We start from the raw sequence: 14,795 nt of genomic DNA, 5'->3' as shown, positions 1-14,795 counted from the left end.
GGAACACCCGTCAACACGGCACCAGCGGTCAGCCGCCCGCGGGCGCCGCCGTACTGCTGCGCACCACCAGGCTCGTCGCCAGCTCGACCCGGGTGGCCGCCGGAGTGCCGGCCTCGCGGCCGAGGTCGAGGACCAGCTTGGCCGCCGCCTCGGCCATCTCCGTCAGCGGCTGCCGTACGGTCGTCAGCGGCGGCCCGACCAGGGGCGCCACCGGCAGATCGTCGAATCCGACCACGCTGAGGTCCTCGGGGATACGCAGCCCCAGCTCGCGCGCGGCCTCGTACAGCCCGAGCGCCTGGAGGTCGTTCCCGGCGAAGACGGCGGTCGGCCGGTCCGGGCGGCGCAGCAGCTCCAGGCCCAGCCGGTAGCCGGCCTCGTGGTGGAAGTCGCCGTTCGCGATCAGCGCGGGGCCGACCGGCAGCCCGGCCGTCTCCAGCGCGGCCCGGTAGCCGTCGACCCGGGCACGGCTGCACATCATCTGCGTCGGCCCGCTGATCGCGCCGATCCGGCGGTGCCCCAGCTCGACCAGGTGCCGGGTGGCCGCGAGACCGCCCTGCCAGTTGGTCGCGCCGATCGACGGCACGTCGGCTCCCGGGTCACCGGCCGGGTCCATCACCACGAAGGGGATGGCGCGGCTGGTCAGCAGTGCCCGCTGGGACTCGTCGAGCCCGGACAGGACCAGGACCACGCCGTGCGGGCGGCGCGCGGCGACCTGGTCCGCCCAGGTCCGCCCCGGGGTGAGCCGCCCCGCGCTCTCGGACAGCACCACGCTGAGCCCCGCGTCCCGGGCCACGTTCTCCACGCCCCGGATGACCTCCAGCGCCCAGGCGCTCTCCAGCTCGTGGAAGACCAGGTCGATCAGGGGCGAGCGGGTCGCCTCGGCACGGCGGCGCCGGTAGCCGTGGGCGCGCAGCAGGTCCTCCACGCGGGCACGGGTGGCGGGGGCGACGTCGGCCCGCCCGTTGAGGACCTTCGAAACAGTCGGTGCCGACACACCGGCCTCACGGGCGATCTCGGCGAGCGTCGCGGTCTGCGTGCTGCGCCCCTGCGTCCGGGTTTGCGTCCGGCTTTCAACCGGCTCCGGGGATGTCATGGCGGCGATCGTATCCCTGCGGGCCCCCTTGACGAAGTCCCCGTGGCGCCATAGGTTCCCGGAACATTCGACATACTTACCGAAACATTCGTGGAAGCGGGCGTGAGAAGCGCTCGTGAGCACCGTTCGTGAGAGGGCCGTCCGTCCACCCGACAGGAGCTTCATGACCACCGCGCCCTGGCGTGACCCCGCCCTGCCCGCCGCCGCCCGCGTCGACGACCTGCTCTCCCGGATGACCCTGGAGGAGAAGACCGCCCAGTTGTACGGCGTGTGGGTGGGTGCCTCGACGGACGGCGACGGAGTCGCTCCGCACCAGCACGACATGGCCGTGGACCACGAGTGGGACGAGCTGATCACCCGCGGCCTGGGCCAGCTCACGCGTTCCTTCGGCACCGCCCCCGTCGACCCGGCGCTGGGCGCGCAGGCACTGGCCCGCGCCCAGCGCCGTATCACCGAGGCCGGCCGCTTCGGCATCCCGGCGGTCGCACACGAGGAGTGCCTGGCCGGCTTCACCGCCTGGCAGGCCACGGCCTACCCGGTCCCGCTGGCCTGGGGCGCGACCTGGGACCCCCCGCTGGTCGAGGAGATGGCCCGCCGCATCGGCGCCGACCTGCGCTCGGCCGGCGTCCACCAAGGCCTCGCGCCCGTCCTGGACGTCGTCCGCGATCCGCGCTGGGGCCGCGTGGAGGAGACGATCGGCGAGGACCCGTACCTGGTCGGCACGGTCGGCACGGCCTATGTGCGGGGCCTGGAGTCGGCCGGGATCGTCGCCACGCTGAAGCACTTCGCCGGGTACGCCTCCTCGGCCGGCGCCCGCAACCTGGCCCCCGTACGGGCCGGCACCCGCGAGTTCGCGGACGTCACCCTCCCGCCCTTCGAGATGGCGCTGCGCGAGGGCGGGGCCCGCTCGGTGATGGCCGCCTACACGGAGCGGGACGGCGTGCCGGCCTCGGCGGACCCCGAGCTGCTGACCGGCCTCCTGCGCGAGGAGTGGGGCTTCACCGGCACGGTCGTCGCGGACTACTTCGGCATCGGCTTCCTCCAGACCCTCCACCGGGTCGCCGGCACCCCGGCCGAGGCGGCCCACGCGGCCCTGGAGGCCGGCATCGACGTGGAACTGCCGAGCCTCAAATGCTACGGCGATCCGCTGGTGGACGCGGTCCGCTCGGGCGAGATCCCCGAGGAGCTCGTGGACCGCGCGGCCCGCCGCGTCCTGCTCCAGAAGTGCGAACTGGGCCTGCTGGACGAGGACTGGACTCCCGAGCCGGCCGCCCCGGTCGACCTCGACTCGACGGGCAACCGGATCCTGGCCCGCCGCCTGGCCGAGGAGTCCGTCGTCCTGCTCGACAACCCCGACGGCCTGCTCCCGCTGGCCCCCGACACCCGGATCGCGGTGATCGGCCCCCGGGCGGCCGACGCCCTGGCCATGCTGGGCTGCTACTCCTTCCCGTCCCACGTCCTCACCCACCACCCCGGCGTCCCGACCGGCATCGAGATCCCGACCGTCCTCGACGCCCTGCGCACCGAACTCCCCGACGCCAAGGTGACGTTCGCGCAAGGCTGCGATGTGACGGACCCGGACACCTCCGGCTTCGAGGAGGCCGTCGCCCGCACCGCCGAGGCGGACGTGTGCGTGGCGGTCCTCGGCGACCGGGCGGGCCTGTTCGGCCGCGGCACCTCGGGCGAGGGCTGCGACGCCACGGACCTCGCCCTGCCGGGCGCCCAGGCCGAACTGCTGGACGCGCTGGTCGCCACGGGCGTCCCCGTGGTGCTGGTGCTGCTGACCGGCCGTCCCTACGCCCTCGGCCGCTGGCACGGCCGCCTGGGCGCGGTCGTCCAGGCGTTCTTCCCGGGGGAGGAGGGCGGCCCGGCGGTGGCGGGAGTGCTGTCGGGCCGCGTGAACCCCTCGGGCCGCCTCCCGGTGAGCGTCCCGCAGGCCCCCGGCGGCCAGCCCTGGACGTACCTCCAGCCGCCCCTCGGCCTCGCGGGCGAGGTCAGCAACCTCGACCCGACCCCGCTGTACGCCTTCGGGCACGGCCGTTCGTACACGACGTTCGCCTGGGAGGACGGCACGGGCGGCGCGGAGCCGGCGGAGATCGGCACGGACGGGACGTACGACGTCTCGGTGACCGTCCGCAACACGGGCGACCGCGAGGGCGCGGAGGTCGTGCAGCTCTATCTCCACGACCCGGTGGCGTCGGTGACCCGCCCCGACGTACGGCTGATCGGCTACCAGCGCGTGCGGCTGGCACCGGGGGACGCGGCCCGGGTGCTGTTCCGCTTCCACACGGACCTTTCGGCGTTCACCGACCGTTCAGGCCGCAGAGTGGTCGAACCGGGCGCCCTGGAACTACGGTTGGCGGCGTCCAGCGCGGACGTACGCCACACGGCCCACCTCACCCTCACGGGCCCGGTCCGGGTGCTCGGCACCGACCGGCGGCTGCGCTGCGAGACGGAGGTGTCGGAGGTGGGGTGAGCCTTCGCGCGGGGGATGCGGGGGCGCATGGACAGACTGGTGCACCACGAACTGCGGGCCGTCGTCTCGGTCCTGGCCGCCACGGCCGTCGCCCTGACGACCGTGGGCCTGGTCCGCGGCTTCTCCCCGCCGGCCGAACCTGGCCGGCTGGGGCTCTGCGTCGCCGCCGTGCTCGCCTCCGTCGTGGTGTGGACGCTCCTCAAGGCCACCCGGATCACGTGGTTCAGCGAGGTGCGGGACTTCGAGAAGGCGGTCCCCGTCGAGGAGACCGGCACGGTCCTGCCCACCGAGCGCTTCCTGCGGGACCAGCCGTTCAGCCCGCGCCTCTTCGTGCTGTACCTGCTGTTCGCGGTGCCCCTGTCCCTGTGGGAGCCGTGGGCGGCCCTGCTGCCCCTGTGGTCGGCCCTGGACTGGCTGGGCCAGGCCGCCCTGGTCGCACACTGGGAGCGCGGGCACGGCCTGCTGCTGTGGCGGGGCCGCGTCGCGAGCAGGCCGTGGGAGCTCTCGGTCAGCCGGCGCCCACCGACTCGAACCGCCACCGGTGCACGGCCCGCGTGACCAGCTCCCCGTCGGGCTCGGGCAGTTCCGGCAGTTCCGCGTCGTACGGGGCGTCCCACCAGGTGATGACCAGGACCCGGTCCTGGGGAGCGCGCAGGGTCTCCCGGCGCAGGGGTTCACGGGGCAGCTCCTGCGCCCGCGCCCAGGCCAGCAGGTCCTCGCCCCGGCCGGGCAGCGCCCGCGCCTCCCACATCAAGGCGACCGTCACGAGTAGAGGTTCTCCTTGCTGATCTCGTGCACATGGTCGTGGCCCGGGACATGCGGTTCCGTCACCGGGAGGGACGAGTCAGCCGACAGGTCCCAGCTCGAGGCGGCCCGGTTGCGGGCCACCATCTCCGCGCCGAGCGCGGCGACCATCGCGCCGTTGTCCGTGCACAGCTTGGGCCGCGGCACCCGCAGCCGGATCCCGGCCGCCTCGCAGCGCTCCTGGGCCAGGGCGCGCAGCCGGGAGTTGGCGGCCACCCCGCCGCCGATCATCAGGTGGTCGACGCCCTCGTCCTTGCAGGCCCGGACGGCCTTGCGGGTCAGCACGTCCACCACCGCCTCCTGGAAGGAGGCCGCCACGTCCCGCACCGGGACCTCCTCCCCCGCCGCCCGCTTCGCCTCGATCCAGCGGGCCACGGCCGTCTTCAGCCCGGAGAAGGAGAAGTCGTAGGCCGGGTCGCGCGGACCGGTCAGGCCGCGCGGGAAGGCGATCGCGTCCGGGTCGCCCTCGCGCGCGTACCGGTCGATGACCGGGCCGCCCGGGAAGCCCAGGTTCAGCACGCGGGCGATCTTGTCGAAGGCCTCACCGGCCGCGTCGTCGATGGTCGCGCCCATCGGACGGACGTCGGAGGTGATGTCCGAGGACAGCAGCAGCGAGGAGTGGCCGCCGGACACCAGCAGCGCCATGGTCGGCTCGGGCAGCGCGCCGTGCTCCAGCTGGTCCACGCAGATGTGTGAGGCGAGGTGGTTCACGCCGTACAGGGGCTTGCCGAGCGCGTACGCGTACGCCTTGGCGGCCGAGACACCGACCAGCAGGGCACCGGCGAGGCCGGGACCGGCGGTGACGGCGATGCCGTCGAGGTCGCGGGCGCTCACTCCCGCCTCTTTCAGCGCGCGGTCGATGGTGGGGACCATCGCCTCCAGGTGCGCCCGGGAGGCGACCTCGGGCACGACCCCGCCGAACCGGGCGTGTTCGTCGACGCTGGAGGCGACGGCGTCGGCGAGCAGGGTGGTGCCGCGGACGATGCCGACGCCGGTCTCGTCACAGGAGGTCTCGATGCCGAGGACGAGCGGCTCGTCGCGAGAGTCAGTCATTGGTCTGCGTTCCTCGTACGGAAGTCGAACCCGCGGCGGAGCCGCTGTCGGGTTGCGTGGTCAGTCGCATCACCAGGGCGTCCACGTTCCCCGGCTGGTAGTAGCCGCGCCGGAAGCCGATGGCCTCGAAGCCGAAGCGCTCGTACAGCTTCTGCGCGCGGACGTTGTCCACCCGGCACTCCAGCATCACCTCGGCGCATTCGAAGGCCGTCGCGGCCCGCAGCAGTTCGGTGAGGAGCCGGCCGCCCAGCCCCGTCCCCCAGTACTCCCGGGTGACGGCGATGGTCTGGATGTCGGCCTGCTCGCCGGAGGAGGCGACACCGGCGTACCCGACGATCCGCTCCCCCGCCTCGGCCACGAGGTACTTCCGGCTCGCCTCCGGCCCGCGCGCATGGGCCAGCTCGGACCAGAACATGCCCCGCGACCAGGCGTCGTCGGGGAACAGGTCCCGTTCCAGCTCCAGCACGGAGTCGATGTCCCACCAGCGCATCTCGCGCAGCACACACGTCTCGGACCCGGTCACTTGGGGGTGACCACCTTGTAGTTCTTGGGGACCTGGGCATCGGGGCGGCGCAGATACAGCGGCCGGGGCGCGGGGAGTTCCTCACCCGCCGCCAGCTTCTCCGCGGCCAGCCGGGCGAGCGCGGCGGCGGACACGTGCTCGGGCTCGTGCGCCTGGGGGAAGGTGTCCGGGTACAGCAGGGCGCCCGCACCGACCGCGGGCAGGCCCGCGACCGGCCCGGCGATGTCGGCGGGCCGGTCGACCGCCGGGTCGGTGACGCGGGTGCGGGAGTCGGCGTAACGGGCCCAGTACACCTCCTTGCGGCGGGCGTCGGTCGCCACGACGAACGGACCCTCGATGTCGGCGGCGTAGGCGAGGCCGTCCAGCGTGCACACGCCGTGCACGGGGACGCCGAGCGCGAGCCCGAAGGTCTCGGCGGTCATCAGACCGACGCGCAGCCCGGTGTACGGGCCCGGCCCGATGCCGGCGACTACCCCGGTGACGGCGTCGAGCTTCAGACCGGCCTCGGCGAGCACCCGGTCGATCGCGGGCAGCAGCAGTTCCCCGTGCCGGCGCGCGTCCACCTGACTCGACGAGGCGATGACGTCCCGGCCGTCGTGCAGCGCGACGGTGACGGCGGGGGTGGCGGTATCCAGAGCGAGCAAGAGCACGCAAACAGCCTACGGCTCCCCCGGGCCCGTGTCGGACGTACCTGTCGGGCCGTCACCTGCTGCTACCGTCACCTTCCGTCACGGTGCGGCATGCGCACCGCGCACGACAGGGACGTACGACGCGGAGGTGGGCGCCGGTGGCAGTCAGCAGCTCGGGGATCGTGGCCGGGCTCACCGCCGCGGCCCTCGCGACGGTCGGCTACCTCGCCCACCAGGCGGCACAGACCCTCCCGGCCGGCCTGGGCCGGGCGCACGCGGACGCCGCACCGGCCGCCGACGCCTCGAAGGCGCCGCCCCGGACCAGGAAGGACCCCGCCGCGCTGCCCGTCGGCTCCGGCGAGGGCGCACGGGTCGTGTACTCCCTGCACGGCGACCGGGTGTGGCTGGTCGGCGGGGACGAGGTGGTCACCCGCACGTTCCCGGTCGCCCCGAGTGCGGTGGACCCGGCGCCGGGCAACTACGCGGTCACGTCCCGCTCGAACGCGGTCACCGGCTCCGACGGTGTCCCCGTCGAGCACGTCGTGCGCTTCACCACCGTGGGCGGCGTGGTGATCGGCTTCAGCGCGGCCGTGGACGGCTCGACCGCCGCACCGGCCACGAAGGTACGCACGGGCGGCATCCGCGAGTCCCGCGCGGACGGCGAGGCGATGTGGACGTTCGCGACGATCGGCCGCAAGGTCGTGGTCGTCCGCTAGGCCGCTTCGCGGTGGTCCGCCACCGGCTCGACCGGCTCCGCGAGCTCCGGCTCCGGCGCCCGCGGTGGCGTGGAGATCAGCGCCGCCGCCTCGCCCGCCGCCAGCAGGTCGCGCATGGACACCCCGGCGACCGCGAACGGCAGCGGCCGCCCCTTGCTCTCTGTAGCCGACATGGACGCCTCCCGAAGGCGGGGCGGACGTAGTTAGGTACACCTAACTACGGACTGGATACCATGTGACCACGCACAAGACGCCGAACGCAACATTTTGCCGACGCCTTGTCGGAACGTTCATCAAAACACCACGTGCCGGGAGCTACGCTGCGAGCACGCTCAGGTCCGCCGACGCCCAGCGTTCCCCCACACCGGTGATCGTCATCTGCCGGACCTCGTCGGTCGTGTCGCCCACCGCGCGGTGGATCACCACCTGGAGCCGGTCCTCGGTCAGCTCCTCGACCTTGCCCTCGCCCCACTCCACGACGACGACGGACTCGGGCAGCGAGACGTCGAGATCGAGGTCCTCCATCTCGTCCAGCCCGCCCGACAGCCGGTAGGCGTCGACATGGACCAGCGGCGGCCCCTCGCCCAGCGAGGGATGCACCCGGGCGATCACGAACGTCGGCGAGGTGACGGCCCCGCGCACGCCGAGCCCCTCGCCCAGCCCACGCGTCAGTGTCGTCTTGCCCGCCCCGAGCTCGCCGCTCAGCATCACCAGGTCACCGGCCCGCAGCAGCTTCGCGAGCCGGCGGCCCAGCTCCCGCATCTGCTCGGGGGAGGTGACGACGATCTGGACGGATCCGGGCTCAGCCGGGTTGTGCGGTGCTGGTGCTTCCATAGCCCTTCACGGTAGCCCCTGCGGGCACGGCACCCGTGCGGGTGAGCAGGTCGGCGAGGCGGTCGGTGACCACTTCCGGGTGTTCCAGCATCACCAGGTGCCCCGCGTCCGGCACCAGCACCAGCTCGGCGTCCGGCAGCAGATCGGCGATGGCCTCGCTGTGCTCACTCGGCGTGACCAGGTCCTGCACCCCGGCCAGGACGAGGACCGGCATGTCGGCGAAGTGGGCGAGCGCCTCGGTCTTGTCGTGGTCGTTGAACGCCGGGTAGTACTCGGCGACCACGTCGATGGGCGTGCTCTCGATCATCCGCTCGGCGAACCGGGCGATGGCCGGATCGACGTCCCGGGACGCGAACGAGTACCGCTTGATGACCCCGGCGAACAGGTCCGCGGTGGCCCGGCGCCCCTTCTCCACCAGCTCGGCCCGCTGCCCCATCACTTTCAGCACGCCGGGCAGCACCCGCCGCACCGCGTTGACGCCGGCCACCGGAAGCCCGTAGTTGACCTCACCGAGCCGCCCCGACGACGTCCCCACGAACGCCACCCCGACGACCCGCTCCCGGACCAGCTCGGGGTACTGGTCGGCCAGCGCCATCACCGTCATGCCGCCCATGGAGTGCCCGACCAGCACAATCGGCCCCTCGGGCGCGGCCGCGTCGATCACGGCCTTCAGGTCGCGGCCCAGCTGCTCGATGGTGACCGGCTCGTCCCGCCCCTGGGCCACACCCCGCCCGGACCGGCCGTGGCTGCGCTGGTCCCAGTGCACGGTCCGTACGACGCCTCTGAGCGCCGCCCGCTGGAAGTGCCAGGAGTCCTGGCTGAGGCAGTAGCCGTGGCTGAAGACGACGGTGACGGGGGCGGGGGCCTTGCGGCCGAAGAGCCGTCGGCGGCGCGGGCCGATGGCGGCGGGGGCGGCCTCCGGGTCGAGGTCGTCGACCTCGTAGTACAGCTCCGTGCCGTCGTCGGCGAAGGCCTTGCCGGGCATGCCGCGCAGCGAGCCGTAGGGCCCCGCGGAGTCGAGGGCGAGCCGGGCCTTCTGGCGTATGCCCCGGCCGACCGTCATCCGCTCCAGGGCGACGCCGGCGGCCGCGCCCGCGGCCACCACGCCTATCGCGACACCGGCGATGCCGGTCGCCCGGCGCCAGCCTCCCGCCGCCCCCGCGGCGGAGGCCGCGACGGCCGCGGTGGCGGCGTTCGCGACGACCTCCGCGCTGCTCTCGCTCACGTACCGCTCCTCTTCGCCGGGCTGCTGCCGATGCTGGTGGTCTTGCCGATGCCTGGTGCTGGTGGTGCTGGTGTTGTCAGGGTGCCTGTTGTGCTGCGCGTGACCGGTCCTCTGTGCGAGTTACCCGTCCTGTTCCTCATTCACATAGACGCGAGGAACACGTGTTCCGATCCGGGTCACGATCTCGTAGGCGATGGTTCCGGCCGCCTGGGCCCAGTCCTCGGCCGTGGGCTCACCGCGGTCCCCGGGACCGAAGAGCACCGCCTCGGCGCCCGGCGCGGGCTCGTCGCCGCCCAGGTCGACGACGAACTGATCCATGGCGACCCGCCCCGCGATCGTGCGCCACTTGCCCTCGACGAGGACCGGCCCGGCCGAGGAGGCGTGCCGCGGGATGCCGTCGGCGTAGCCCAGCGGGACGAGGCCGAGGGTGGTCGCGCCGGGCGTCACGTACCGGTGGCCGTAGCTGACGCCGTGCCCGCCCGGCACGTGCTTGACCAGGGCGAGCGAGGCGGACAGCGTCATCACCGGACGCAGCCCGAAGTCGGCCGGGGTGCCGAGCTCGGGGCTGGGCGAGATGCCGTAGGTGGCGATGCCGGTGCGGACCAGGTCGAAGTGGCTCTCGGGGAGCGTGAGCGTGGCCGGCGAGTTGGCGATGTGCCGGACCTCGGGTCGGGCGCCCCGCTCCTCGGCGTACGCGACCATCTCCCGGAAGCGGCCGAGCTGGGCGGCGATGGAGGGGTGGCCGGGCTCGTCGGCACAGGCGAAGTGCGACCACAGCCCCGTGATCCGCAGGAGCCCCTCGGCCTCGGCGCGCAGTGCCTCCCGCACCAGCTCGGCCCAGTCCTCCCCGGGCTGGCAGCCGCCCCGCCCGAGCCCGGTGTCGGCCTTGAGCTGCACGCGCGCGGGCCGGTCCGCCCGCCGGGCGGCCTCGGTGACCTCCGCCAGGGCCCACATCCCGCTGACGGACACGTCGACGTCCGCCTCGATCGCCTCGCGCCAGGGCCCGCCCGGCGTCCACAGCCAGCACATGACGCGGCCCGGCAGCCCGGCGGCCCGCAGGGCCAGGGCCTCCTCGGGCGTCGCCGTGCCCAGCCAGTCCGCCCCGGCGGCGACGGCCGCGCGGGCACACGGCACAGCCCCGTGGCCGTACGCCTCGGACTTCACCACGGCCATCAGGGCCGCGCCCGGCGCGTGGGCACGCAGGGCCCGCACATTGGCCCGCAGGGCGGCCAGGTCGATCTCCGCGCGGGCCCGCAGGGGCGCGGTCCGCGGGGCTGTTCTCTCGCTCATCGCGCCCAGTGTCTCAGAGGGGCCCGGCCCACCCGAGGCAGCGGCCCCCGACGGCCACCGCTACGTCCCGGGCCTGCGCCCCCACACGAACACGCGGTCGCCCTGCTTCAGCACGCTCCACAGCCTCCGGGCGTCGGGGACGGTGAGATTGACGCAGCCCCTGGAGCCGACGGTGGTGTGGAGGCTGCCGTAGACGCCGTGGAAGGCCTGTCCGCCGCTGAAGAACTGGGCGTACGGCATGGGCGTGTTGTACAGCGTCGACCAGTGGTTCTTGTGCCGCCAGTAGACCTTGTGCCACCCGGCGCGCGTCCGGTACCCGGCCCGCCCGCTGCGGATCGGCACCGGCCCGAACACGACCTTCCGCCCCTTCTGCACCCAGGTCAGCTGCCGGCTGAGATCCACGCACGCGACGGGATAGCCGCGTACCGGGCACCGACCGGCGGCATTGGGGTTGCGGCGCGCCGACAGATACTGCATCCGGCCCCACGTCACGGGCCCGGCGAACCCGATGGCCGGCTTGATCCCCTGCCTGACCTGGAACGCCCGGATGGACCCGGCAGTCGGCCGCCGACTGCACCCCGTCCGCCCTCAGCCCCAGCCACCGCTCGACCTGCCGCTGATACGGCCCGGCCTTCCCGGTGCAGCTCACCCGCGCGACCGCCTCCGCCAACGGCACGTACTCGACGAGCGCGTACGTCCCTTCCACCGCCCCCCGCGGCTCGACGGCCTCCTCCTCGGCCGACGGCGTGTACACCACCGGCGGCAGCGCCTGGTCGGGCGTGTCGACGGACCAGGGCTGCGCGGGCCCCGGCGCGACGCCCGGGACCAGCTCGCCCAGGGTGCCGGGAGCGGGCGGTACGGGAGCGGCACCGGCGATTCCGACGGGCAGCGCGGTGAGGGCGGCGAGCAGGAGGGCGACGGCGCAGCCGGCGGTACGTCTGCTGGTCATGTCATCAGAGAAACGGTGTACCGGGTCGTCCCGGGGTTGCCGCGCGGCGGGTTCCCCCGGACGGCCCCCACCGGACAGCGGCGCTCAGCCCCTCTCAGCCCGTCCGGCGCTTGAGAACAGCCCGCCAAGCCGAAGCGGGAATCCCCGGCCGGCCCACACCGGACAGCGGCACCCCGGCACTCTCAGCCCGTCCGGCGCTTGAGGACGAACCCGCCAGGCCGAAGCGGGAATCCCCGGCCGGCCCGCACCTGACATCGGCGCTCAGCCCCTCTCAGCCCGTCCGGCGCTTGAGGACGAGGCCGTCCAGGCCGAAGCGGGGGCCCGGGGGCGGCAGCCCCCGGACTCGGGACGGGAAGGGGAGGAGGGGGCGACCCACCGCCACAGCAACCCCCACCCGCCGCCACCCGCCCCTCACTCAGCCCAGAACATTCCGCCACGCCTCCGGAACCGCCTCCGCCACGTCATGCGCCCCCACCGGCGCCCCGTCCGCCGCCAGCCTCCCGGCCAGCCCGTGCACATACGCCCCCACACTCCCCGCGTCCACCGCCGAAAGCCCCGCCGCCAGCAACGACCCCGCGAGCCCCGACAACACGTCCCCGCTCCCCGCCGTGGCCAGCCAGGACGTCCCCGTCGGATTCACCCGCACGGCCCCGCCCCCCGAGTCCGCGATCAAGGTCGTGGACCCCTTCAGCAGCACAGTCGCCCCGTACCGCCCGGCCAGCTCCCGCACCGCCGCGAGCCGCCCGCCCTCGACCTCCACCCGGTCGACCCCGAGCAGCGCCGCCGCCTCCCCGGCGTGCGGCGTCATCAGCGTCGGCGCCCGCCGCGCCCGTACGACCCCCGCCTCGGCCAGCCGCAACCCGTCCGCGTCGACCAGCACCGGGACGTCCGCCGCCAGCACCTCCCCCACCGTCGCCGCGTCGTCCCCGGCCCCCGGCCCGACGACCCACGCCTGCACCCGCCCGGCGTGCTTCGGCCCCTGGTCCGACACGAGCGTCTCGGGGAAGCGTGTGATGACGGCGTCCCCGGCCGGCCCGACGTACCGCACGGCCCCGGCCCCGCCCCGCAGCGCCCCGGCGACGGCCAGCACGGCGGCCCCGGGGTAGCGCGCGGACCCGGCGGCGATGCCGACGACACCCCGCCGGTACTTGTCGCTCTCGGCCCGCGGCACCGGCAGCAACCGCGCCACGTCCGCGTGCTGCAACGCCGCCAGCTCCGGCTCGGCCGGCAGCTCGAGACCGATGTCGACCAGCCGCACCGACCCCGCGTACTCCCGCGCCGGATCGATCAGCAGCCCCGGCTTGTGCGTCCCGAACGTCACCGTCAGATCGGCCCGGACCGCGACACCGCGCACCTCCCCGGTGTCGGCGTCGACCCCGCTCGGCAGATCGACGGCGACGACGGCGCCCCGCGACCGCTGGGCGGCGGCGGCCAGCGGCACCGCGTCGGGCCGCAGCCCGCCCTTCCCGCCGATCCCGACGATGCCGTCGACGACGAGATCCGCCCGCTCGACCAGCCCCTCGACACTCTGCGCGCCCCCGCCGGCACCCTCAGCTCCACCGGCGCTCACGACCCGCCCCCCGGCCCGCCGCAGCGCCGCCAGCCCCCCGGCGTGAGCCCGCTCCGGCGCGAGCAGCACCGCCGTGACCCCGGCCCCGCGCCGGGCCAGCCGGGCCCCGGCGTACAACGCGTCACCCCCGTTGTCCCCGCTCCCGACCAGCAGCACGACCCTGCTCCCGTACACCCGCCCCAGCAGGTCGGCGCAGGCCGCGGCGAGTCCGGCGGCGGCGCGCTGCATCAGCGCCCCCTCCGGCAGCCGCGCCATCAGCTCTCGTTCTGCGGTCCTGACCGTCTCCACGCTGTACGCACTACGCATGCGGTCGAGTTTCCCGTACGACCGCCCGGCCACTCCCCCGTATCGCGGGCAACTCCGAACCGTGTCGCATCCATTGACGCTTTGCCTGCCCTTTGCCAGACTCACCGGCCGCGCAGAAAGCGCTTGCACACCCCCCACATTCGACGAATCCGAGGCCACCATGGGACGCAGAGCCGCATTCCTCGCCGCCGCCGGTGCCACCGCCGTCCTCACCGCCGCCGGCACCCTGACCGCCCCCGCCACCGCCGCCCCGACCCGGGCAGCGGCCTGCGGAGACGGCTCCTACCAGGCAGAGGCCGTGCAGAACGGCGGCAACTGGACCGCCCGGCGCGGCGGCAGCACCGTCTACACCGGCACCGACATGCGCGCGGCCGTCCAGGCGGCCGTCAACAGCCTCAGCTCCGGGCGCACCTCGAAGGAACGGGTCGTGGTCCGCGGCTCGGGCTCGATCTCGGCGGGTTCACGCATCTCCCTCCCGAGCTACACCGTCCTCGACGTCTGCGGCACCATCAACGTCACCGGCAGCGGCTCCGGCGACCAGGCGCCGGTCTACTCCCGCGGCACCCGCGACGTGGAGGTCCAGAACCTCAAGCTCACCGGCACCCCGCTCTACGGCATCTTCCTGCGCAACGTCCAGAACGTCGTGCTCGGCCAGATCGACATGCGCCTCTCCCGCGGCCTGGGCGTCCGCATCGACAACCGCGGCGACACCAGCCAGTGGACACGCAACGTCCGCATCGACAACGTCTACGTCTCCGGCGCGTCCAGCCACGCGGTCGAGACCTACGGCGTCGACGGCATCACCATCGGCACGGTCACCGCCCGCAACGTGGGCGAGTCCGGCCTGCTGCTCAACCAGACCATCAACGCCACCGTCACCAAGGTGGACGCGGAGAACGCGGGCACGGGCACCGGCTACGCGGCCTTCCGCATGGCCAACCGCAACGGCCGGGTCGGCAGCGGCTACCCGACCAACATCCGGGTCGGCGAGGTCATCGCACGCGGCGGCGGGCGCGGGGTGTTCTGCGTCTCGGAGAGCGGCGGGGCCGTCATCGACAGGGTGACGCTCGGGAACACCGGCAACAACTCGGTCCTGATCGAGAACTGCTACAACGTCAGCCTCGCGGCGCAGAGCGGCACGATCTCGGGCGGCGGCGAACTGCGCCTGGCCGCCCGCTCGGAGTTCCCGAACAACAAGGACATCACCATCCAGAACCTGACGGTCACCAACTCGGCCATCAGGGAGAGCCCGTGCGGTGAGAACACCACGTTCCGCAACATCACGCGGGTGAACAGCAGCCAGACGATCTGCTGACGCCCGCGCCGA

Annotated in this window: 14 protein-coding genes and 1 pseudogene; 4 read left to right on the top strand and 11 right to left on the bottom strand. The window is 74.0% G+C overall.

The window, feature by feature from the left end; all coding sequences use genetic code 11:
- Positions 1-28: 28 nt before the first annotated feature.
- Positions 29-1,093: a LacI family DNA-binding transcriptional regulator gene (locus tag QF034_RS24810; protein WP_307177002.1), complete on the bottom strand. Its 1,065-nt coding sequence runs from the start codon at positions 1,091-1,093 to the stop codon at positions 29-31.
- 163 nt (positions 1,094-1,256) lie between these two features.
- Between QF034_RS24810 and QF034_RS24805 the strand changes: the two genes are divergently transcribed.
- Both QF034_RS24805 and QF034_RS24800 read left to right on the top strand, forming a co-directional pair.
- Complete coding sequence (locus tag QF034_RS24805) at positions 1,257-3,569, top strand: beta-xylosidase/alpha-l-arabinosidase (RefSeq protein ID WP_307177001.1); 2,313 nt, start codon at positions 1,257-1,259, stop codon at positions 3,567-3,569.
- A 27-nt stretch (positions 3,570-3,596) separates the two neighbouring features.
- Positions 3,597-4,127 (top strand): hypothetical protein, encoded by a 531-nt coding sequence (locus QF034_RS24800; RefSeq protein ID WP_307177000.1) that lies wholly within the window; start codon positions 3,597-3,599, stop codon positions 4,125-4,127.
- On the opposite strand, the gene QF034_RS24795 is transcribed toward QF034_RS24800, so the two are convergent.
- Genes QF034_RS24795 through tsaB form a run of 4 tightly spaced genes read right to left on the bottom strand, consistent with a single transcriptional unit; the run spans position 4,078 to position 6,599 of the window.
- Positions 4,078-4,335: a hypothetical protein gene (locus QF034_RS24795; RefSeq protein WP_307176999.1), complete on the bottom strand. Its 258-nt coding sequence runs from the start codon at positions 4,333-4,335 to the stop codon at positions 4,078-4,080. The two genes, QF034_RS24800 and QF034_RS24795, sit on opposite strands and share 50 nt — an antisense overlap.
- Positions 4,332-5,426 (bottom strand): tRNA (adenosine(37)-N6)-threonylcarbamoyltransferase complex transferase subunit TsaD, encoded by a 1,095-nt coding sequence (tsaD, locus tag QF034_RS24790; RefSeq protein ID WP_307176998.1) that lies wholly within the window; start codon positions 5,424-5,426, stop codon positions 4,332-4,334. The genes QF034_RS24795 and tsaD overlap by 4 nt, the downstream gene beginning before the upstream one ends.
- Entirely contained in the window at positions 5,419-5,916 is a 498-nt protein-coding gene (gene rimI, locus QF034_RS24785) for a ribosomal protein S18-alanine N-acetyltransferase (protein ID WP_307179965.1), read from the bottom strand. Before rimI ends, tsaD begins: the two co-directional genes overlap by 8 nt.
- Positions 5,917-5,945: 29 nt before the next feature.
- The gene (tsaB, locus tag QF034_RS24780) at positions 5,946-6,599 is read right to left on the bottom strand and encodes a tRNA (adenosine(37)-N6)-threonylcarbamoyltransferase complex dimerization subunit type 1 TsaB (protein WP_307176997.1); all 654 of its coding nucleotides are present in this window, start codon (positions 6,597-6,599) and stop codon (positions 5,946-5,948) included.
- Between the two features lie 137 nt (positions 6,600-6,736).
- Between tsaB and QF034_RS24775 the strand changes: the two genes are divergently transcribed.
- Positions 6,737-7,294, top strand: coding sequence for a hypothetical protein (locus QF034_RS24775; protein ID WP_307176996.1), 558 nt, complete (start codon positions 6,737-6,739; stop codon positions 7,292-7,294).
- On the opposite strand, the gene QF034_RS24770 is transcribed toward QF034_RS24775, so the two are convergent.
- The 6 genes and pseudogenes from QF034_RS24770 to QF034_RS24745 all read right to left on the bottom strand — a co-directional run bounded on the left by QF034_RS24770 (position 7,291) and on the right by QF034_RS24745 (position 13,468).
- Positions 7,291-7,467: a hypothetical protein gene (locus QF034_RS24770; protein WP_307176995.1), complete on the bottom strand. Its 177-nt coding sequence runs from the start codon at positions 7,465-7,467 to the stop codon at positions 7,291-7,293. The two genes, QF034_RS24775 and QF034_RS24770, sit on opposite strands and share 4 nt — an antisense overlap.
- A gap of 142 nt (positions 7,468-7,609) precedes the next feature.
- Positions 7,610-8,128, bottom strand: a complete 519-nt coding sequence (gene tsaE / locus QF034_RS24765; protein WP_307176994.1) for a tRNA (adenosine(37)-N6)-threonylcarbamoyltransferase complex ATPase subunit type 1 TsaE — start codon at positions 8,126-8,128, stop codon at positions 7,610-7,612.
- Entirely contained in the window at positions 8,097-9,353 is a 1,257-nt protein-coding gene (locus QF034_RS24760; protein WP_307176993.1) for an alpha/beta fold hydrolase, read from the bottom strand. Before QF034_RS24760 ends, tsaE begins: the two co-directional genes overlap by 32 nt.
- 120 nt (positions 9,354-9,473) lie before the next feature.
- Positions 9,474-10,643, bottom strand: a complete 1,170-nt coding sequence (alr, locus tag QF034_RS24755; RefSeq protein WP_307176992.1) for an alanine racemase — start codon at positions 10,641-10,643, stop codon at positions 9,474-9,476.
- Between the two features lie 60 nt (positions 10,644-10,703).
- Positions 10,704-11,592: pseudogene (locus tag QF034_RS24750) on the bottom strand (L,D-transpeptidase).
- Positions 11,593-12,007: 415 nt separating this feature from the next.
- Positions 12,008-13,468, bottom strand: coding sequence for an NAD(P)H-hydrate dehydratase (locus tag QF034_RS24745; RefSeq protein WP_307176991.1), 1,461 nt, complete (start codon positions 13,466-13,468; stop codon positions 12,008-12,010).
- A gap of 160 nt (positions 13,469-13,628) precedes the next feature.
- On the opposite strand from QF034_RS24745, the gene QF034_RS24740 reads away from it, so the two are divergent.
- Positions 13,629-14,783 carry a right-handed parallel beta-helix repeat-containing protein gene (locus tag QF034_RS24740; RefSeq protein ID WP_307176990.1) on the top strand — a complete coding sequence of 385 codons (1,155 nt, stop codon included), beginning with the start codon at positions 13,629-13,631 and terminating at the stop codon, positions 14,781-14,783.
- Positions 14,784-14,795: the final 12 nt, after the last annotated feature.

It is taken from the genome of Streptomyces africanus (assembly GCF_030816955.1).
Lineage (GTDB): Bacteria > Actinomycetota > Actinomycetes > Streptomycetales > Streptomycetaceae > Streptomyces > Streptomyces africanus.
The sequence above is the reverse complement of the archived record's forward strand: the minus strand, read 5'-3'. Positions and strand labels throughout refer to the sequence as shown.

What these genes read in the sequence shown, in the direction of transcription:
- QF034_RS24810 (WP_307177002.1), bottom strand. Translation starts at nt 1,093, where the DNA reads ATGACATCCCCGGAGCCGGTTGAAAGCCGGACGCAAACCCGGACGCAG.
- QF034_RS24805 (WP_307177001.1), top strand. Translation starts at nt 1,257, where the DNA reads ATGACCACCGCGCCCTGGCGTGACCCCGCCCTGCCCGCCGCCGCCCGC.
- QF034_RS24800 (WP_307177000.1), top strand. Translation starts at nt 3,597, where the DNA reads ATGGACAGACTGGTGCACCACGAACTGCGGGCCGTCGTCTCGGTCCTG.
- tsaD (WP_307176998.1), bottom strand. Translation starts at nt 5,426, where the DNA reads ATGACTGACTCTCGCGACGAGCCGCTCGTCCTCGGCATCGAGACCTCC.
- rimI (WP_307179965.1), bottom strand. Translation starts at nt 5,916, where the DNA reads ATGCGCTGGTGGGACATCGACTCCGTGCTGGAGCTGGAACGGGACCTG.
- QF034_RS24770 (WP_307176995.1), bottom strand. Translation starts at nt 7,467, where the DNA reads ATGTCGGCTACAGAGAGCAAGGGGCGGCCGCTGCCGTTCGCGGTCGCC.
- tsaE (WP_307176994.1), bottom strand. Translation starts at nt 8,128, where the DNA reads ATGGAAGCACCAGCACCGCACAACCCGGCTGAGCCCGGATCCGTCCAG.
- alr (WP_307176992.1), bottom strand. Translation starts at nt 10,643, where the DNA reads ATGAGCGAGAGAACAGCCCCGCGGACCGCGCCCCTGCGGGCCCGCGCG.
- QF034_RS24745 (WP_307176991.1), bottom strand. Translation starts at nt 13,468, where the DNA reads ATGCGTAGTGCGTACAGCGTGGAGACGGTCAGGACCGCAGAACGAGAG.
- QF034_RS24740 (WP_307176990.1), top strand. Translation starts at nt 13,629, where the DNA reads ATGGGACGCAGAGCCGCATTCCTCGCCGCCGCCGGTGCCACCGCCGTC.